The sequence below is a fragment of the Agromyces marinus genome, from assembly GCF_021442325.1.
In the GTDB taxonomy this organism is placed as follows: domain Bacteria; phylum Actinomycetota; class Actinomycetes; order Actinomycetales; family Microbacteriaceae; genus Agromyces; species Agromyces marinus.
Genome location: NZ_CP087879.1, coordinates 2,485,747 through 2,503,960, shown reverse-complemented (window position 1 = coordinate 2,503,960; position 18,214 = coordinate 2,485,747). Strand labels below are relative to the sequence as shown.

The 18,214-nt window shown below is 71.2% G+C and carries 19 protein-coding genes; 13 read left to right on the top strand and 6 right to left on the bottom strand.

All coding sequences use genetic code 11. From position 1 onward, the window contains the following. Positions 1-11 precede the first annotated feature (11 nt). Positions 12-968 carry a type I pantothenate kinase gene (gene coaA, locus DSM26151_RS11600; RefSeq protein ID WP_234659696.1) on the bottom strand — a complete coding sequence of 319 codons (957 nt, stop codon included), beginning with the start codon at positions 966-968 and terminating at the stop codon, positions 12-14. 92 nt (positions 969-1,060) lie between these two features. Between coaA and glmS the strand changes: the two genes are divergently transcribed. The 10 genes from glmS to DSM26151_RS11550 all read left to right on the top strand — a co-directional run bounded on the left by glmS (position 1,061) and on the right by DSM26151_RS11550 (position 9,145). Continuing rightward, complete coding sequence (gene glmS, locus DSM26151_RS11595) at positions 1,061-2,911, top strand: glutamine--fructose-6-phosphate transaminase (isomerizing) (protein WP_234659695.1); 1,851 nt, start codon at positions 1,061-1,063, stop codon at positions 2,909-2,911. 91 nt (positions 2,912-3,002) lie between these two features. Continuing rightward, complete coding sequence (locus tag DSM26151_RS11590; protein ID WP_234659694.1) at positions 3,003-3,413, top strand: holo-ACP synthase; 411 nt, start codon at positions 3,003-3,005, stop codon at positions 3,411-3,413. Beyond that, entirely contained in the window at positions 3,410-4,549 is a 1,140-nt protein-coding gene (alr, locus tag DSM26151_RS11585) for an alanine racemase (RefSeq protein WP_234659693.1), read from the top strand. The genes DSM26151_RS11590 and alr overlap by 4 nt, the downstream gene beginning before the upstream one ends. Continuing rightward, entirely contained in the window at positions 4,549-5,076 is a 528-nt protein-coding gene (gene tsaE, locus DSM26151_RS11580) for a tRNA (adenosine(37)-N6)-threonylcarbamoyltransferase complex ATPase subunit type 1 TsaE (RefSeq protein ID WP_234659692.1), read from the top strand. The genes alr and tsaE overlap by 1 nt, the downstream gene beginning before the upstream one ends. Positions 5,077-5,110: 34 nt before the next feature. Further along, positions 5,111-5,731: a tRNA (adenosine(37)-N6)-threonylcarbamoyltransferase complex dimerization subunit type 1 TsaB gene (gene tsaB / locus DSM26151_RS11575; protein WP_234659691.1), complete on the top strand. Its 621-nt coding sequence runs from the start codon at positions 5,111-5,113 to the stop codon at positions 5,729-5,731. After that, the gene (gene rimI / locus DSM26151_RS11570) at positions 5,728-6,240 is read left to right on the top strand and encodes a ribosomal protein S18-alanine N-acetyltransferase (RefSeq protein ID WP_234659690.1); all 513 of its coding nucleotides are present in this window, start codon (positions 5,728-5,730) and stop codon (positions 6,238-6,240) included. Before tsaB ends, rimI begins: the two co-directional genes overlap by 4 nt. Further along, positions 6,237-7,286, top strand: coding sequence for a tRNA (adenosine(37)-N6)-threonylcarbamoyltransferase complex transferase subunit TsaD (tsaD, locus tag DSM26151_RS11565; protein ID WP_234659689.1), 1,050 nt, complete (start codon positions 6,237-6,239; stop codon positions 7,284-7,286). Before rimI ends, tsaD begins: the two co-directional genes overlap by 4 nt. Before the next feature lie 163 nt (positions 7,287-7,449). After that, entirely contained in the window at positions 7,450-7,839 is a 390-nt protein-coding gene (locus tag DSM26151_RS11560; protein WP_234659688.1) for a DUF4190 domain-containing protein, read from the top strand. Between the two features lie 373 nt (positions 7,840-8,212). Continuing rightward, complete coding sequence (locus DSM26151_RS11555) at positions 8,213-8,626, top strand: hypothetical protein (RefSeq protein ID WP_234659687.1); 414 nt, start codon at positions 8,213-8,215, stop codon at positions 8,624-8,626. 24 nt (positions 8,627-8,650) lie between these two features. Next, positions 8,651-9,145 (top strand): hypothetical protein, encoded by a 495-nt coding sequence (locus DSM26151_RS11550; protein WP_234659686.1) that lies wholly within the window; start codon positions 8,651-8,653, stop codon positions 9,143-9,145. On the opposite strand, the gene DSM26151_RS11545 is transcribed toward DSM26151_RS11550, so the two are convergent. Continuing rightward, positions 9,112-10,341 carry a class I SAM-dependent methyltransferase gene (locus DSM26151_RS11545; protein WP_234659685.1) on the bottom strand — a complete coding sequence of 410 codons (1,230 nt, stop codon included), beginning with the start codon at positions 10,339-10,341 and terminating at the stop codon, positions 9,112-9,114. The genes DSM26151_RS11550 and DSM26151_RS11545 overlap by 34 nt on opposite strands. Before the next feature lie 129 nt (positions 10,342-10,470). Here DSM26151_RS11545 and groES point away from each other — a divergent pair, with 129 nt between their 5' ends. The 3 genes from groES to DSM26151_RS11530 all read left to right on the top strand — a co-directional run bounded on the left by groES (position 10,471) and on the right by DSM26151_RS11530 (position 13,454). Beyond that, positions 10,471-10,767: a co-chaperone GroES gene (gene groES, locus DSM26151_RS11540; RefSeq protein WP_055894868.1), complete on the top strand. Its 297-nt coding sequence runs from the start codon at positions 10,471-10,473 to the stop codon at positions 10,765-10,767. 158 nt (positions 10,768-10,925) lie between these two features. Continuing rightward, positions 10,926-11,885, top strand: coding sequence for an EamA family transporter RarD (rarD, locus tag DSM26151_RS11535; RefSeq protein ID WP_407650983.1), 960 nt, complete (start codon positions 10,926-10,928; stop codon positions 11,883-11,885). 264 nt (positions 11,886-12,149) lie between these two features. Further along, positions 12,150-13,454, top strand: a complete 1,305-nt coding sequence (locus DSM26151_RS11530) for an ABC transporter substrate-binding protein (protein ID WP_234659684.1) — start codon at positions 12,150-12,152, stop codon at positions 13,452-13,454. 553 nt (positions 13,455-14,007) lie between these two features. Here DSM26151_RS11530 and DSM26151_RS11525 read toward each other — a convergent pair. The 4 genes from DSM26151_RS11525 to DSM26151_RS11510 are packed head-to-tail and all read right to left on the bottom strand — an operon-like array spanning position 14,008 to position 17,990. Further along, the gene (locus DSM26151_RS11525) at positions 14,008-14,781 is read right to left on the bottom strand and encodes an ABC transporter ATP-binding protein (protein ID WP_234659683.1); all 774 of its coding nucleotides are present in this window, start codon (positions 14,779-14,781) and stop codon (positions 14,008-14,010) included. Next, complete coding sequence (locus DSM26151_RS11520) at positions 14,768-15,682, bottom strand: ABC transporter ATP-binding protein (protein WP_234659682.1); 915 nt, start codon at positions 15,680-15,682, stop codon at positions 14,768-14,770. The genes DSM26151_RS11525 and DSM26151_RS11520 overlap by 14 nt, the downstream gene beginning before the upstream one ends. Continuing rightward, positions 15,672-16,652 (bottom strand): branched-chain amino acid ABC transporter permease, encoded by a 981-nt coding sequence (locus tag DSM26151_RS11515; RefSeq protein ID WP_234661885.1) that lies wholly within the window; start codon positions 16,650-16,652, stop codon positions 15,672-15,674. Before DSM26151_RS11515 ends, DSM26151_RS11520 begins: the two co-directional genes overlap by 11 nt. A 15-nt stretch (positions 16,653-16,667) precedes the next feature. Next, positions 16,668-17,990 (bottom strand): branched-chain amino acid ABC transporter permease, encoded by a 1,323-nt coding sequence (locus DSM26151_RS11510; protein ID WP_407650981.1) that lies wholly within the window; start codon positions 17,988-17,990, stop codon positions 16,668-16,670. Positions 17,991-18,214 lie beyond the last annotated feature (224 nt).

Below are 18,214 nucleotides of genomic sequence, written 5' to 3'. Positions count from 1 at the left end.
GAGTCGCGGCCTCAGAGCTTGCGGAGCAGGACGCTCGAGACGGTGTGATCGGCGCCCTTGCGCAGCACCAGCGATGCGCGCGACCGGGTCGGCCGGATGTTCTGCAGCAGGTTCGGCTCGTTGATCGACTGCCAGATCGAGCGGGCCCGCGCGCGGGCCTCGTCTTCGGTGAGGCTCGCGAACCGGTGGAAGTACGAGCGCGGGTTGGCGAACGCGCCGCGCTGCAGCTTCAGGAAGCGCTCCTCGTACCACCGTGCGATGTCGCGCGTGCGCGCGTCGACGTAGATCGTGAAGTCGAACAGGTCGCTGACGGCGAGACGGTGGCCCGGGCTCGGCGGCTGGAGCACGTTCAGGCCCTCGACGATGAGCACGTCCGGTCGCCGGACCGTGATCTGCGCGTCGGGGACGATGTCGTAGGCGAGGTGGGAATAGAACGGCGAGCGGACCTCGGGTGCGCCGGACTTCACGTCGCTGACGAAGCGCAGGAGGGCGCGACGGTCGTACGACTCGGGAAACCCCTTGCGCGCCATGAGGCCGCGTCGTTCGAGCTCGGCGTTCGGGAAGAGGAACCCGTCGGTCGTGACGAGCTCGACGCGGGGCGTGTGCTCCCAGCGCGCCAGCAGCTCCCGGAGCAGGCGCGCGATCGTCGACTTGCCGACCGCGACCGACCCCGCGACGCCGATCACGAACGGCGTCGACTCGAAGCGTTCGCGGAGGAAGGTGCTCGTGACCTCGTGCAGGGACTTGGTGCCGCCGACGTAGAGGTTCAGCAGGCGGCTGAGCGGGAGGTAGACCTCGGCGACCTCCTGCAGGTCGAGGGGCTCGCCGAGACCGCGGAGCTGGACGATCTCGGTCTCCCGCAGCGGCGCCGGCATGGATGGGGCGAGGGCCGACCACGCCGCACGCTCGAGTTCGACGAACGGGGAGAACTGCGGCGTGTGCGTCGACGGGCTCTGCGGTTCCGGCACCGGCACAGTCTAGTCGCGCGTCGCGGCGGGCCCGTTCCGCGGTCCGCCCGGGGGCGGCATCCGCTCAGCCTCGCACGCATACAATCGAGCCCATGTGTGGAATCGTCGGATACGTCGGAGAGCGCAACAGCCTCGACGTCCTCATGGGCGGCCTTCGCCGCCTCGAATACCGTGGCTACGACTCGGCGGGCGTCGCCGTCGTGGATGCCGAGGGCGACCTCGAGACGGCCAAGCGCGCGGGCAAGCTGCAGGTGCTCGCGGATGAGCTGGACCGACACCCGATCCGTCCGGGCGGCACCGGGATCGGGCACACCCGGTGGGCGACGCACGGCGGCCCGACGGACCGGAACGCGCACCCGCACCTCGGCGACGACGGGCGACTGGCCCTCATCCACAACGGCATCATCGAGAACTTCGCCGACCTCAAGGCCGAGCTCGAGGCCGAGGGTCACGCGTTCGAGTCCGAGACCGACACCGAGGTCGCGGCGGTGCTCCTCGGCAGGCTGCGCCGCGAGACGGGCGACCTCCGGGAGGCGTTCCGCCGCACGGTCTCGCGCCTGGACGGCGCGTTCACGCTCCTCGCGGTGCACCGTGACGAACCGGGCGTCGTCGTCGGCGCCCGCCGCAACTCGCCGCTGGTGATCGGCCTCGGCGACGGCGAGAACTTCCTCGGGTCGGATGTCGCGGCCTTCGTGGAGTACACCAAGCGCGCCGTGGCGATCGGCCAGGACCAGATCGTCGCGATCACCGCGGAGGGCGTGACCGTCACCGACTTCGAGGGCGCTCCCGTCGAGGTCGAGCCGTTCGACGTCGCGTGGGACGCGTCGGCCGCGGAGAAGGGCGGCTGGTCCTCGTTCATGCGCAAGGAGGTGTCGGAGCAGCCCGACGCCGTCGCGAACACGATCCGCGGCCGGGTCGTCGACGGCGTCGTCGCGATCCCCGAGCTCGAGGCGTTCGGCGACGAGTCGCTCCGGGACGTCCGCCGCATCACGGTGGTCGCCTGCGGGACGGCCGCCTATGCGGGCATGGTCGCGAAGTACGCCATCGAGCAGTGGACGCGGATCCCCGTCGAGGTCGAGCTCAGCCACGAGTTCCGCTACCGCGACCCGGTGATCGACGAGCACACGCTCGTGGTGTCGATCAGCCAGTCGGGCGAGACGATGGACACGCTCATGGCCGTCAAGTACGCGCGGGAGCAGGGCGCCCGGACGATCTCGGTGTGCAACACGCAGGGAGCGACCATCCCCCGCGAGTCGGACGCGGTCGTGTACACGCACGCGGGTCCGGAGGTCGCCGTCGCGTCGACGAAGGCCTTCGTCGCGCAGATCACGGCGCTGTACCTGTTCGGGTTGCATGTCGCCCGGGTGCGCGGCACGCTCTCGGATGCCGAGCTCGCCGAGCACGTCGACGAACTGCTGGCGATCCCGGGCAAGCTCTCGACGGTGCTCGAGGAGTCGGACCGCGTCGGCGAGCTCGCGCACTGGATGAGCGACACGCGCTCGGTGCTGTTCCTCGGCCGCCACGTCGGGTTCCCGATCGCGATGGAGGGTGCGCTCAAGCTCAAGGAGCTCGCGTACATCCACGCGGAGGGCTTCGCGGCCGGCGAGCTCAAGCACGGCCCGATCGCGCTCATCGAGCCGGGGCAGCCGGTGTTCGTGGTGGTGCCGAGCCCGCGCGGGTCCGCGAGCCTGCACCCGAAGGTGGTCTCGAACATCCAGGAGATCCGCGCGCGCGGTGCGCGCGTGATCGCGATCGCCGAGGCGGGGGATGCCGCGGTGCTGCCGTTCGCCGACGAGGTGATCCGGATCCCGCTCGCGGCACCGCTGTTCGAGCCGCTGCTCGCGGTCGTGCCGCTGCAGATCTTCGCGATGGAGCTCTCGCAGGCGAAGGGCCTGGACGTGGACCAGCCGCGGAACCTGGCCAAGTCGGTCACGGTCGAGTAGGCCGAGCCGTCGAGCGGGCGACCGGAACGGTCCGGCACCCGCTCGGCGCGCCGGTGGTGCAGACTCGAATCGTGGGCACGGGAGGCAGGGCGTGATCGCGGGCATCGGGATCGACGTGGTCGACATCGCGCGCTTCGGGCGATCGCTCGAGCGCACGCCCGGTCTCCGCGATCGGCTGTTCGCCGAGAGCGAACGCGAGCGGCCGGTGCGCTCCCTCGCGGCGAGATTCGCCGCCAAGGAGGCGCTCATCAAGGCGCTCGGCGGCGATGCCGTCATCCGCTGGCACGACATGCGCGTCGTCCAGGACGCCGACGGCAACCCGGACTTCGCCCTGTCGGGTGAGCTCTCCGAGCACGTCGCGCGACTCGGCATCGACCGGGTGCACCTCTCGATGAGCCACGACGCGGGCATCGCGAGCGCGTTCGTGGTGCTCGAGCGGGGCGTCCCGCGCACGGCCTCGTCGCGCGAGGCGCTCGGCGGCCCTCACGAGGAGGCCAGGTGAACCCCAGGCACGTCCGCTCGCCGTTCCGCGAAGCGGTGATCGACCTCGACGCGATCCGGGCGAACGTAGCGCACCTCGCCGCGACCGTGGCTCCCGCGAGCGTCATGGCCGTCGTCAAGGCCGACGCCTACGGGCACGGCGCCGCACCGGTCGCACGCGCGGCCCTCGAGGGCGGCGCGGATTGGCTCGGCGTCGCCGACATCGACGAGGCCCTCGCGCTCCGCGATGCGGGCATCGAGGCGCCCGTCCTCGCGTGGCTGCACGATCCCGACGCCCGCTACGACGGTGCGATCGCGCAGCGCGTCGACCTCGGCGTCTCGTCGATCGCCCAGCTCGAGGCCATGGCGGATGCCGCGGCCCGCGCCGGACGTCCGGCGAACCTGCACCTCAAGCTCGACACCGGCCTGAGCCGCAACGGCATCCTCCGAACCGAGTGGGACGCCGCCGTCGCGCGAGCCGCAGCACTCGAGGCCGAGGGCCGGATCCGGGTCCGCGGACTGTTCAGCCACCTCGCGAACACGTCGCCCGTCGACGACCGCGACCAGCTCGCCGCGTTCCTCGACGGCGTCGCCGCAGCGGAACGGGCGGGCGTGGTCCCCGACGTGCGCCACCTCGCCGCGAGCGCGGGTGCGCTCCGCGTGCCCGAGACCCGGCTCGACCTCGTCCGGATCGGGATCGGCGTCTACGGGCTGCCGCCGTTCGGCGACGGCACCACCGCGGCCGACCTCGGGCTGCGACCTGCGATGACCCTTCGCGGCCGGGTGGCCGCGGTGCGGCACGTCGAGTCCGGCACCGGCGTCTCGTACGGGTACACGTGGCGTGCACCGCGCCCCACGACGCTCGCGCTGGTCCCGCTCGGGTACGCCGACGGGATCCCGCGGCATGCCTCGGGCCGCGGTGAGGTCGTCATCGGCGGCCGGCGCCACCGCGTGGCCGGGCGGGTCGCCATGGACCAGTTCGTGGTCGACGTGGGCGATGCCGACGTCGCCGTGGGCGACGAGGTCGTGCTCTTCGGAGATCCGGCCGACGGGGTCCCGAGCGCCGACGACTGGGCGGATGCCGCGGGCACGATCGGCTACGAGATCGTCACGCGCATCGGCCCCCGCGTGCCCCGGACGCATCTGGAGGCCCCGTGATGCGCCGCACCGTCGACGACGCCGAGGCGATGGAGTCGCTCGGGCGCGACCTCGGCCGGCAACTGCGTGCCGGCGACCTCGTCGTGCTCACCGGGCCGCTCGGCGCCGGCAAGACGACGCTCACGCGCGGGATCGGCGACGGGCTGGGCGTCCGCGGCCCGGTCCAGAGCCCGACCTTCGTGCTCGCCCGCACCCACCCGACGCTCGTCGGCGGCCCCCCGCTCGTGCACGTCGACGCCTACCGGCTCGGGAGCGCGGCGGAACTGGAGGACCTCGACCTCGACCTCGCGGGCTCGGTCGTGGTCGTCGAGTGGGGCGCCGGGCTGCTCGACGGCGCCGCGGAGTCCTGGCTCGAGGTCGTGATCGCCAGGCGCCGGGGCGGCGAAGCGGATGCCGCGAGCGGGCCGCTCGACGACGACGAACTGGATGCCGACGAGCCCCGGACGGTCGAGCTGGTCGGACACGGGCCGCGGTGGGCCGCCACCGCATACTCGAGCCAGGCGCGACTCGGGCCCGGAAGCGCCTGAACCCCGCCGTTCCGTGCGCATCTAGGCTGGATGCATGCTCCTCGTGATCGACACGTCCACCGGCACGAGCGTCGCGGTCGTCGACGGCGACGGCGGGGTGCTGGCGGAAGTCGGCACGGCGGACACCATGCGCCACGCGGAGGTCATCGGCGAGGGCATCCGAGACGTGCTGGACCGAGCCGGTGTCCGGCCGGCGACCCTGTCGGGCGTCGTCGCGGGCATGGGGCCCGGCCCGTTCACCGGCCTCCGCGTCGGCATCGCCGCCGCGCGCACGTTCGCGCTCGGCATCGGGGTGCCCGTCGTCCCGGTCGTCAGCCATGACGCGATCGCGCACGCCTGGTACGCCGCGGGAGGGACGGGCGCCCTCCAGGTCGTCACCGACGCCCGGCGTCGCGAATCGGCCGTCACCGACTACGACGGTGTCGACGACGCCGGACTCCCCGCCCGATCCTCGGCCCCGCGGCTCGAGCCCCGCGACGCGGTGCCCGCGCCGCGCGGCATCCGCTTCGACGCCGAAACCGTCTCAGCCGGTGCGCTCGGCACGGTCGCCGCGCTCGCCCGCGCCGCGGGCCGGCTCCCGATCGCGCGCGACGAACCGCTCTACCTCCGCGCACCCGACGTGACGCCCTCCGCCGGCAAGCGGGTGCTGCGATGAGCCTCATGCTCCGCCGCGCGGCGCCGGCCGACCTCGACGGCATCATGCGACTCGAGCGTGCCACGTTCGACACCGACGCCTGGCCGGAATCGGCGATGCGCGGCGAACTCGACGCCGAGCACACCTACTACCTCGTCGCGGTCGACGACGCGAGCCCCGGAGAGCCGGTGGCCTACGCCGGGCTGCTCGCCCCTCGCGGCGGCGGCCAGGGCGACATCCAGACCATCGCGGTCGACCCCGACCGACGCGGTGCCGGGCTCGGCCGGACGCTCATGCTCGCGCTCATCGACGAGGCGCGCCGCCGCGGCGCCACCGAACTGTTCCTCGAGGTGCGCGCAGACAACCCCGTCGCGCGCCACCTCTACGACTCGCTCGGGTTCGCCGAGATCGGCGTCCGGCGCGGCTACTACCAACCCGACGGCGTCGACGCGATCGCCATGCGCCTCGACGTGCCCCCGGCCGTCACCCGACCCGCCGACACCGCCATCCGCGCAGGAGGACCGCAGTGAACCGCGACGCACCGCTCGTGCTCGGCATCGAGACCTCGTGCGACGAGACCGGGGTCGGCATCGTGCGGGGAACCGACCTGCTCGCCAACGTCATCGCGTCGTCGATGGACGAGCACGCGCGCTACGGCGGCGTCGTGCCCGAGGTCGCCGCGCGCGCCCATCTCGAGGCGCTCGGGCCGACGATCCGTGCGGCGCTCGCCGAGGCATCCGTCGACCTCGGCGACCTCGACGCCGTCGCCGTCACGAGCGGCCCGGGGCTCGCGGGCGCGCTCATGGTGGGCGTCGGGGCGGCCAAGGCGCTCGCCCTCTCCGTCGGGAAACCGGTCTATGCGGTCAACCACCTCGTCGGGCACGTCGGCGCCGACCTGCTCGGCGGCGCGCCGCTCGAGACTCCCAGCATCGCGCTGCTCGTCTCGGGCGGGCACACGTCCCTGCTGCTCGTGCGCGACCTCGACTCCGACGTCGAACTGCTCGGCGAGACGATCGACGACGCCGCGGGGGAGGCCTTCGACAAGGTCGCGAGGCTGCTCGGCCTGCCCTACCCCGGCGGGCCCGAGATCGACCGCGCGGCCGTCGGCGGCGACCCCGCCGCCATCCGCTTCCCGCGCGGGCTCACCCGGCCGAAGGACCTCGAGCGCCACCGCTACGACTTCTCGTTCTCGGGGCTGAAGACCGCGGTCGCGCGGTGGGTCGAGCAGCGCGAGGCGGCCGGTGAGCCCGTGCCGCTCGCGGACGTGGCCGCGAGCTTCCGCGAGGCGGTCGTCGACGTGCTCGTCTCGAAGGCGATCGCGGCGTGCAGCGACTTGGGGGTGCCGCGACTGCTGCTCGGCGGCGGCGTCGTCGCGAACCGGCGACTTCGCGAGGTCGCCGAGGGCAGAGCGGATGCCGCGGGCATCGCGCTGCGGATCCCGCCGCTGTCGCTGTGCACCGACAACGGCGCCATGATCGCCGCGCTCGGGGCACGGCTCATCATGGCCGGTCACGAGCCGTCCGAGCTCGGGTTCGGCGCCGACTCGACGCTTCCGGTGACGCAGATCCAGACCTGAACCGACATGGGGAGCCTCCCCGATGCGCCGCACGCGCCGTGCGCGGTACGGTGGGCGGAGATCCCGCGCTCGCGGGGGGACGACCCGCGCCGCCGATCGTTGACACTGCACATCGGCGCTGCCAGCATGGCCGGGTCCACGCACGCACGAGAGGAAGCAGCACATGACCGACCCCAACACGCCGGACCCGAACGCGTCCCAGGTTCCGCCGCCGCCGCCGGCTCCGCCGGCGCAGCCCGCGCAGCAGGCCCCGGCGTACGGTGCGGCCCCGACCTACGGCGAGACGCCGTCGTACGCGGCTCCCGCGGCGCAGAAGACCAACGTGCTGGCGATCGTCTCGCTCGTGTCGGCCTTCTTCGTCTCGCTCGTCGCGATCATCACGGGCCACATCGCCCTCTCGCAGATCAAGAAGACCGGCGAGCAGGGCCGCGGCCTCGCGATCGCCGGCCTCATCATCGGCTACGTCGGGCTGGTCCTCGGCATCATCGCGCTGATCGCCTACTTCGCGCTCATCGCGACGGCCGTGAGCAGCGGCGTCATCACGTCCTACTGATCCACCCGCAGCACGGAAGGGGCTCGACATGAGCGATCCCACGACACCCGACCGCCCGGACCAGCCGGAGGAACCGACGCCGGCGGAGCCGTCGGTGCCCCAGGAGCCCGTCGAGCCCCCCGTGCCCGCGGAACCCGCGCCGCCCGCTCCGGCCGAGCCCGCGGAACCCGCGCCGCCCGCTCCGGCCGAGCCCGCGCCGCCCGCTCCCGCCGAGCCGGCGCCGCCTGCTCCGGCCGAGCCGGCGCCGCCCGCTGCACCTCCGGGCGCCCCGGAGCCTCCCGCTCCTCCCGCGCCGCCGGCCCCGCCCGCCGCACCGGCGGTCTCGCCCGGCGGCGCACCGGAATCGCCCTACGGCGCTCCCACGGTGCCGCCGGTGGCCGGCCCCTTCGACCAGGCGCCGGGTCGGCCCGCGGCGCCCGGCGCCGGCCCCGCGTACGGGTACGGGTACGGCGGCGCCGGAGCGGCCGGCGGTCCGCAGGCGGCGTACGGGGCGCCTGCGAGCAAGCCGACGCCCGTGCTCAGCCTGATCTCGCTCATCGCGGGCATCATCGGGATCATCGGCTCGCCCATCGCGATCATCCCGTTCGTCGGCGGCATCCTGCAGTTGTTCATCCCCGGCGCGGCCGTCGTGCTCGGCTTCATCGGGCGCGGCAAGGAACCCGCGGCGAAGGGCATGTGGCTGACGGGGATCATCCTCGGCTTCATCGGAGTCGGCATCGCGCTGCTGTCGTTCGTCCTGTGGGGTGTGGTGTTCTCCTTCGGCGACGCGTACTACTCCGGGTACTGAGGCCGGTTCGTGACGGACGATCGGATGCCACCCGGCCGACCGGACCCCGGCCGGCCGGATCCCGTCGCGCCCGCAGTGCCGCCCGGCGGCGCCGTGCCGCCCGGCGGCGCCGTCGCGCCCGAGCGCGCCGGCCCGCCCCGTGCGGAGCCCCGCGAGTACGACGTGCCGTACGACACGGGTGAACTGCATCGGCTGCCCACCGGCCAACTGCTCACGGTCGGGCGACCCGCCACCGACCCGACCGAGGTCGTCGAGTACGAGGACGTCGACGAGCAGCGACGCGTGTACAGCCGGGTCGCGGCCGCGATCGGATCCATCGGCGCCGCGGCGTCCCTCTTCGTCGGCTGGATGCTCCCGCTCTCACTGGCCGCGATCGTCTTCGGCGTCCTCGGCCTGCGCCGAGAGGAGCACGGCCGGGCCGCGGCGTTCGTCGGGATCGGCACGGGCATCACCGGCCTGGTGTTCTCGGTGATCTGGATCGGCTACTACGCGATCGTGTTCGAGGCGCTGCCCACCTGAGCCTCCGGTGGCATCCGCTCGACCAGCACGGCGACGTGCCGCCCCTCCTCGCGCGTGAGCACGACGGTCGCCGATCGCTCGCCCCGGAGTTTCAGCCGGGTGCGCAGCGCGGCGGGATCGACGTCGACGCCGCGCTTCTTGATCTCGACCGTGCCGATCCCGCGGTCCTGAAGCGCGCGCCGCAACCCCCGCTCGTCGGCCGGCAGCCGCTCGAGCACGCGGAAGCCGCGCGCGAACGGCGTGTGCACGGCACGGTCGCCGGTCAGGTACGCGATGCGCTCGCTGATCATCCATGCGCCCATCGACCGGGCGAGGTCGCCGATGAGGCGAGCCCGGATGACGGCCCCGTCGGGCTCGTACAGGTAGTCGCCGAGCGGACCGACGGGGGCGTCGACCGAGTCCGCGGGCGCGACGAGCTCGTGCGCCGCATCGCCGCGGATGACGAGCGCCGCGCGCCCGATGCCGGCGCGTGCGAGCGCGCCGGTCCAGACGACGAGCTCGACGACGTCGCCGTCGACCGAGATCCACTGGGCCTCCGCGTCGGCCGGGACCACGTCGCGATCCGTTCCGGGGCCGAGCTTCACGCCCACCGGCATCCGCTCGGTCAGGCCGAAGGCGAACTCGAGCGAGGGGGAGTAGTCCGCGGCATCCGCGATCCTCGTCGTCGTCCCGCCGGCGGTCGTCCGCCGGGCCGGGTCGAGCCAGGCGGCGTCGATGCCGTCGAGCGCGACCTCCTCGGCCGGCGAGTGCACGACGCGCACCCTGGGGAACGGCGTGAGGTTGAACGCCGCGACGGCGGCGGTCACCTCGTCGGCCTCGGCCGCGGTGACCTCGAGGTCGACCGCGGCCATGGCGAGCGCATCTCCGCCGATGCCGCAGCCCAGGTCGGCGACGTGACGGATGCCGGCCCTGGCGAACCGGCCGGCGTGCAGGGCCGCCACGCGCAGCCGCGTCGCCTGCTCGAGGCCGGGGGCGGTGAAGAGCATGCGATCGGCGAACTCGCCGAACTTGGCGCGGGCCTTCGCCCGCAGGCGCGACTGGCTGAGCACGGCGGCGACGAGGCCCGCGTCGTGGCCGCGACCGCGCAGTTCGGAGACCGTCTTCACGACGTCGGACTTCGTCGAGTACTCGGGCAGGGAGTCGAGCAGCGCGAGCCCCTCGGCAGAGAGCAGCCGCACCAGCTCGTCGCGTTCCACGCGGACACGCTAGCACCGCGGCATCCGCTGGCACTCACGTTGCACGAGTGCCAGAACCGCCCTAGACTCGGGTTAGCACTCTCACTCAGAGGCTGCTAACCCCAGTCTTCGTCAAGAAAGAGGTCAACCGTGTCGGTTTCCATCAAGCCGCTCGAGGATCGCATCGTCATCAAGCAGGTCGAGGCAGAGCAGACCACCGCTTCCGGTCTGGTCATCCCCGACACCGCCAAGGAGAAGCCCCAGGAGGGCGAGGTCGTGGCGGTCGGCCCGGGCCGCATCGACGACAACGGCAACCGCGTCCCGCTCGACGTGGCCGTCGGCGACAAGGTGATCTACTCCAAGTACGGCGGCACCGAGGTGAAGTTCGGCGGCGAGGACTACCTCGTGCTGTCGGCTCGCGACGTGCTCGCGGTCGTCGTCCGCTAGTCGACGCCGACGCCTCGAACGGCCCGGATGCCATGGCATCCGGGCCGTTCCGCGTCTCCGCGCCGCTCCGGGCTCGGACGGCGCGCCCGCCCGCGCCCCGCGATGAGCGCCCTCACGCCCTGCGCCGGGGAGCGGCCGCGCGCGTCTAGGCTTGTGCAGTGGCATCCAGCGCATCCGGGACCGAGACCGGGACCGGGACCCGGGGAGACGGCGTGAGCCGCAGCGGGCTCGTCTTCGCGGTCTCGGCGTACGCCCTGTGGGGGTTCCTCCCCGTCTACTTCATCGCGCTCGCGCCCACGGGCCCCGTCGAGATCGTCGCGTGGCGCATCCTGCTCTCGCTCGTGTTCTGCGCGGCCCTGATCGCGCTGACGCGGACCTGGCGGCCGTTCCGCGCGCTGGTGCGCGACCGCCGCATCGTGCTCATCATGGGCGTGGCCGGGGTGCTCATCTTCGCCAACTGGCTCACCTACGTCTACGCCACGCTCTCGGGCCAGGTCGTCGAAGCCGCGCTCGGGTACTTCATCAATCCGATCGTGACGGTGTTCCTCGGAGTGCTCGTCCTTCGCGAACGGCTCAGCGCGGTGCAGTGGACGGCGGTCGGCATCTCGATCGTCGCCGTGCTGGTCCTCGGGATCGGCTACGGGCAGGTGCCGTGGATCGCACTCGTGCTCGCGTTCAGCTTCGGGTTCTACGGGCTCATCAAGAAGCGCGTCGGCCATCGGGTCGACGCGATCTCCGGCCTCACGCTCGAGACCGCGTGGCTCGCGCCCGTCGCGGGTGTGCTGCTGACGGTGGTCGCCGCGACCAGCGGCCTCAGCATCGGGACCGAGGGCGGATGGCACACCGTGCTCCTGCTCGGCGCCGGTGCCGTCACGGCGGTGCCCCTGCTGCTGTTCGCTGCGGCCTCCCGACGGCTTCCGCTCATCTACCTGGGATTCATCCAGTACTTCGCCCCGTTCATCCAGTTCCTCGTCGGCGTGTTCGTGCTGCACGAGCCGATGCCCCCGGAGCGCTGGATCGGGTTCTCGCTCGTCTGGCTCGCGCTTGCCGTGCTCACGTTCGACCTCGTGCGGGGCGCGCGTGCCGCGCGTCGCGCGGCGACGCTGGAACCGGTCTGAGGCGCCGGCTCCGCGCTCCGGGCTCCCCCCGAACTGGGGCCTGCCGGTGCGATGGCCGCTGTGCGATCGCGTGCGCGAAACCGCGCTGGATCGGCGGAATCGTGCGTGAGTGCGACGCCGGATGACGCCGCGATAACGATTCCATGTGCGTTACCGGGTTGTGATCGCCGCAATCTTGTGCGGTTCGAGGGCGGGCAATACGGTCGACTACAGCGGCGTCGCAAGGCGCTGAATCGTACCGATCCTTCAGTCCCAAGGAGCATCATGAGCGTTATCGCTAGGGCTACGGCCAAGCGTTCGGCTCGCGCGGCTTGGACGGGCATCGCCATCGCCGGCGTATCCGCCCTCCTCCTCACCGCGTGCAGCACGGGCGGCACCACAGAAGAGCCCGAGTCCGAGGCGCCGGCAGACGCCGGCGACGCCCAGCCCATCGAGCCGGGTGAGCGCGATCTCACCCTGAAGATCGGCACCATCCTGCCGCAGTCGGGTGCACTCGCCTTCCTCGGCCCGCCCGAGGAAGCGGGCGTCGAGCTCGCCGCACAGGACGTCAACGACGCGGATCTCGGCATCCAGGTCGAGGTCGTCTACCGCGACTCGGGCGACACCACCACCGACACCGCGACCGTCTCGGTCACCGACCTCCTCTCGCAGGACGTTTCGGCGATCATCGGTGCAGCGTCGTCGGGTGTCTCCAAGACCGTCATCGACCAGATCGTCGCCGCGGGCGTCGTGCAGTTCTCGCCGGCGAACACCTCGGCCGACTTCACCGACTACGACGACAACAACCTCTACTGGCGCACCGCTCCGTCGGACGTGCTCCAGGGCGAGGTGCTCGGCAACCTGATCGCTGCCGACGGCAAGGCCACCCTCGGCATGATCGTCCTCAACGACGCCTACGGCACCGGACTCGCGCAGTTCACGCGCGAGGCCTACGAGGCCGCGGGCGGCGAGGTCGTCGCCGAAGCGCTCTTCAACGAGGGCGACTCGAGCTTCGACGCGCAGATCTCCGAGGTCACCGCGCAGAACCCCGACGCGATCGCGCTGATCACGTTCGACCAGGCGAAGATCATCACGCCGGCGCTCGTCGGTTCGGGCTACCCGGGCGACCAGCTCTACTTCGTCGACGGCAACCTGGCCGACTACAGCGCGGACTTCGCACCCGGCCTCGTCGCCGGCTCGAAGGGCACGCTGCCCGGTCTCGACGTCGGAACGCTCGGTGACTTCACCGACCGTCTGCTCGAGGTCGACCCGGCCCTGACCGACTACAGCTACGCGGCCGAGTCCTACGACGCCGTCGTGCTCGTGGCGCTCGCGGCCTTCGCGGCCAACAGCGTCGCCGGTGAGGACATCGCGGCGTACCTGCAGCAGGTCTCGGGTGGTTCGGGCGACGGCGACAAGGTCGACTCCTTCGCCGCAGGCGCCGAGCTGCTCGTCGACGGCACGCAGATCGACTACGACGGCCCGTCGGGTCCGGTCACCTTCGACGAGAACGGTGACCCGACCGAGGCCACGATCGGCATCTTCCAGTACGTCGACGACAACACGTACGAGCGTATCGGCGACGGCTGATCCACAACCCCAGGAAGGGCCCCGGCTTCGGCCGGGGCCCTTTCGGCGTTTCCGGGGCCGTCGTGTGCGGGCTCCGCGACGCGGGCGCTGCGCCTGCGGCGGCCGCGCGTCGACATCGTCGAGTGCGCGAAGGCGCGACCAGTGCGCGGGCCCGCACGGCGCACCCGTCGCGAATTCGCGCACCGCGCGAGGCCGAGCCCATCGAGACGGCCGAAGGCGGTCGAGCCGGGCGCAGAGAGCGTGCAGAGGCAGCGTGGGCAGGGCGAGGTCGCCGTGGACGAAGCGCGGCGAACGTTCGTGTTCAGGAATTCCTCGGCGCCCGGCCAGCCCTTGCCCGGATCCGCCTGCTCCCTCGATCGCGAAGAGCCGCATCATTCCGGGACCGGCCACCGGTCCGGCGTCTGCGGGCGACTGCGGCGGCGGGCGCCGGCGTCTGCGGGCGACTGCGGCGGCGGGGAGGGCGGGGCTGCGGGGCCGTCACGGCCGCGGTGAACGCCGAACGGGGCGGGGATGCCATCGCATCCCCGCCCCGTCGTCTGCGGCGCTCTGAGGGCTATTCCTCGTCGGCTCCGAGCGTGCCGAGGTAGAGCCCGATGACCTTCGGGTCGTTGAGCAGTTCGCGGCCCGTTCCCGTGTACGCGTCGCGGCCCTGGTCCAGCACGTACCCGCGGTCGCAGATCTGCAGGCAGCGACGGGCGTTCTGCTCGACCATGATGGTCGTCACGCCCGCGCGGTTGATCTCCTTGACCCGCAGGAACGCCTCGTCCTGTCGGACCGGCGACAGGCCCGCGCTCGGCTCGTCGAGCAGGAGCACGTGCGGGCCCATCATGAGCGCGCGCGACATGGCGACCATCTGCCGTTCACCGCCCGAGAGCGACCCTGCTCGCTGGGCGAGCCGCGGGGCGAGGTCCGGGAAGATCTCGGTCACGAACTCGAGCCGGTGCTTGAGGTCCTTCGGTTTCTGGTAGAGCCCCATCTCGAGGTTCTCCTGGATGGTGAGCGACGGGAAGACGTTGTTCGTCTGCGGGACGAACCCGACCCCCTTCGCGACCAGCTTGTTCGCCTTCAGGTTGGTGATCTCGTCGCCCTGGAGGAAGATGCCGCCTTCGCGGACCTTGACCAGGCCGAAGATCGACTTCAGCAGCGTCGACTTGCCGGCCCCGTTGGGGCCGATGATGCCGATGAGTTCCCCCTGCCGGGCGGTGAGCGAGCAGTCGTTGAGGATGTTCACGCCCGGGAGGTACCCGGCCGTGACCCCACGCACCTCGACCACGATGTCGCCGGTGGGCTCTGCGACGGCGCTCGCGGCGGCTTCACTGTTCGTCATCGATGAGCTCCTTCAGGGCGGTGACGTGGCCCGTGTCGGTCGACCCGAGGTCGGTGTCGTGGTGGGCGCCGAGGTAGGCGTCGATCACGGCGGGGTCCCGCATGACCTCGTGCGGGTCGCCCTCGGCGACGACCTTGCCCTCGGCCATGACGAGGACCCAGTCGGCGATGTGCCGGACCATGTGCATGTCGTGCTCGACGAAGAGCACGGTCATGCCCTGCGCCTTGAGGTCGAGGACGTGGTCGAGCAGCGACTGCGTGAGCGCGGGGTTCACCCCGGCCATCGGCTCGTCGAGCATGACCAGGGTCGGGTCGCTCATGAGCGCGCGTGCCATTTCGAGCAGCTTGCGCTGCCCGCCGGACAGGCTCGCTGCGTAATCGTCCTTCTTCGCGTCGAGCTTGAATCGGGTGAGGATCTCGAGTGCCTTCTCCTCGATCTGATCGTCCTGCTTCCGCCAGATCGACGGGATCAGACCGCGGAACAGGTTCTCCCCGGACTGGCCCGTTGCGCCGAGCTTCATGTTGTCCATGACCGACAACAGATCGAGCGACTTCGTCAGCTGGAACGTGCGGATCAGGCCCATGCGAGCCACCCGGTAGGCCGGCACGTGGGCGAGCGATCGTCCTTCGAACGACCAGGTGCCCTCGTCCGGCTTGTCGAAGCCGGTGAGCAGGTTGAAGAACGTCGTCTTGCCTGCACCGTTGGGTCCGATGAGGGCGGTGATGGCGCCTCGCGGGATCTCGACGTGCTCGACGTCGACGGCGGTCAGGCCGCCGAAGGTGCGCTTGACGCCGTCTGCGACGAGGATCGGATCGACCTTCTTGCAGCCCGGGGCTGCATCGCCGACGTGAAGCCCCGTCGTCTTGACGGGCTTGCCGTTGGTGGGGATTTCACTTGACAAAAGCGAGCTCCTTCTTGTTGCCCATGATGCCCTGTGGCATGAATACCACGAGCAACATGATCGCCACGCCCACGAGGATGAACCGGATCTGGCCGGCCTGGACCTGGGTCATGAACGGGAGCCATCCGGCCTCGACCGCACGGGCGATGAAGCCCGAGAAGAAGGACAGGAGGACCCAGAAGACGATGGAGCCGACGATGGGCCCCAGGATGGTCGCGGCCCCGCCGAGCAGCAGGATCGCGTAGATGAAGAACGTCAGCGTCGGTTGGAAGTAGCTCGGTACGACCGCGCGTGGCAGCACGAAGATGATGCCCGCGAAGGTACCGAACAGTCCGCCGAGGATGAGGCTCTGCATCTTGTAGGAGTAGACGTTCTTGCCCAGCGCGCGGACCGCGTCCTCGTCCTCGCGGATGCCCTTGATCACGCGGCCCCACGGGCTGCGCATGAGCATCCACGTCAGCAGCGCGGCCAGGATCACGATGATCCAGCCGATGATCAGGAAGAACCACGCGCGGTCGCTGAAGACCCACGGGCCGAACCCGTACCTGCCGTCCGGCAGCGGGTTCAGCGAGAGCAGGTCGCGCTGGTACTCCGAGAGGCCGTTGGCCGAGCCGGTGACGGCCTGGAACTCGTTGGTCGTGAACGTCAACCTGAGCACCTCGGCGGCCGCGATCGTCACGATGGCGAGATAGTCCGCTCGCAATCGCAGTGTCGGGATGCCGAGGATCAGTGCGAAGATCACCGACGCCAGGACGGACGTCAGGACGCAGGCCCACCACGGCCAGCCGAGCTTCAGCGCCGGGATGGCGTAGCCGTAGGCGCCGAGCAGCATGAAGCCCGCCTGACCGAAGTTCAGCAGGCCCGTGAAGCCGAAGTGGACGGCGAGGCCGAGGGCGGCCAGCGCGTAGGCGGCGGTGGTCGGGCTGATCAGCTCGACGGCCGCGTTTCCGAAGATTGCTCCCCAGTCGATCATTGCAGTCGCCCCCTATCCGATTCTCTCTCGACGACCGAGGATTCCCTGCGGTCGGAACAGCAGCACCAGGATCAGGATGACCAGTGCGCCCACGTACTTCATGTCACTCGGCAGCCAGAGCGTCGACAGTTCGACGAAGAGGCCGACGATGAGCGATCCGACGAGGGCGCCGAACGCCGTGCCGAGACCGCCGAGCGTGACCGCGGCGAAGACGAGCAGGAGGATCTGGAAGCCCATGTCCCAGCTCACACCGGGTCGGAAGTACGCCCAGAGGATGCCGGACAGGCCGGCCAGCAGCGTGCCGAGGATCCAGACGATGCGGATGACTCGGTCGACGTCGATGCCGCTCGCGGCGGCCAGAGGCGCGTTGTCGGAGACCGCGCGCGTGGCCTTGCCGGTCCGGGTGCTGAGCAGGAAGTAGGCGACCGCGAGCAGCACGAGGATGCTGACGAGCATGCTCGCCACGTCGACCCACGAGAGCGCGATCGGTCCGAAGCGGATGTCGGAGGGAAGCGTCGCTCCCGGAAGCTGCCTCGTGGAGCCGCCGTAGAAGAACTGGTACGTGTACCGCAGGGCCAGGGAGAGACCGATGCTGACGATCATCAGCTGGATCACCCCCACGCCGCGTTTGCGCAGCGGCTTCCAGATGGCCGCGTCCAGACCCAGTCCGAGCACCGCGCTGAGCACGAGCGCGCCCGCGATCGCCAGCCACAGGGGCCAGGCGAAGTCGACGCCGAGTGTCAGGACCATGAGGGCGCCGAACGTGATGAGCTCCGCGTGCGCGAAGTTCGAGAGTCCGGTCGTGCCGAAGATGAGCGAGAGCCCGATCGCGGCCAGGGCGAGCAGCAGACCGAAGTTGATGCCGTTGACCGCCCGCTGGATCACCTGGTCGAGGAGATTGACCGTGACCCGCTGGCCCTCGCCGAGGAAGAAGTTCACGGACTTCCGGCTCGTGAGCCCGAACTCGGCCTCGATGGTCGACTGTCCGTCCTCGACGACGACGCCGTCGGGCAGCGTGTCTTCATCGAGCGTGACCTCGTACGTGGACTTCTCGGGGACGCCGAGCGTCCACTGGCCGTTCTCGTCGGTCTCGGTCTCGGCTTCGAACCCGCCGCCCTCGACGGTGATCTTCACCCCCTCGAGCGCCTCGTCGTTGTACTTCACATTGCCGCTGAAGAAGAACTCGAACTCTTCGGACTGGCTGTCCGTACCCCCTTCGTCCGCCACCGCAGGGGACGCTGCGATGCCGGACAGAGTGAGTGCGGACAGGAGAAGTCCGAGGAGGAGGAGCCACCTCCCACGGGAACGTGGGCGGACTGATTGCGTGGATTCCACTGCACCTCCAAAGGTCCCGGCAGGGGTCGGCCGGGTTCGCCTTTCCTGTGACGACGCCGTCACAGTACGTGCCGATTATGTCTCACGTGTTTCACTCCGGAGCACAAACGGCCCTCGATTGTTATCCGAGGACCGGCATGCGCGCAAACTCGCTTAAACTGGATGGCACCGCGACGATGCGCCCGAGCCCGCCCAACCCGCGGTGCGCGGGCGATCGAGCACGA

Coding starts and splice junctions, on each gene's coding strand:
- DSM26151_RS11525 (WP_234659683.1), bottom strand. CDS start 14,781: ATGACGAACAGTGAAGCCGCCGCGAGCGCCGTCGCAGAGCCCACCGGC.
- glmS (WP_234659695.1), top strand. CDS start 1,061: ATGTGTGGAATCGTCGGATACGTCGGAGAGCGCAACAGCCTCGACGTC.
- DSM26151_RS11550 (WP_234659686.1), top strand. CDS start 8,651: ATGCCACCCGGCCGACCGGACCCCGGCCGGCCGGATCCCGTCGCGCCC.
- DSM26151_RS11560 (WP_234659688.1), top strand. CDS start 7,450: ATGACCGACCCCAACACGCCGGACCCGAACGCGTCCCAGGTTCCGCCG.
- DSM26151_RS11530 (WP_234659684.1), top strand. CDS start 12,150: ATGAGCGTTATCGCTAGGGCTACGGCCAAGCGTTCGGCTCGCGCGGCT.
- tsaE (WP_234659692.1), top strand. CDS start 4,549: ATGCGCCGCACCGTCGACGACGCCGAGGCGATGGAGTCGCTCGGGCGC.
- tsaB (WP_234659691.1), top strand. CDS start 5,111: ATGCTCCTCGTGATCGACACGTCCACCGGCACGAGCGTCGCGGTCGTC.
- rimI (WP_234659690.1), top strand. CDS start 5,728: ATGAGCCTCATGCTCCGCCGCGCGGCGCCGGCCGACCTCGACGGCATC.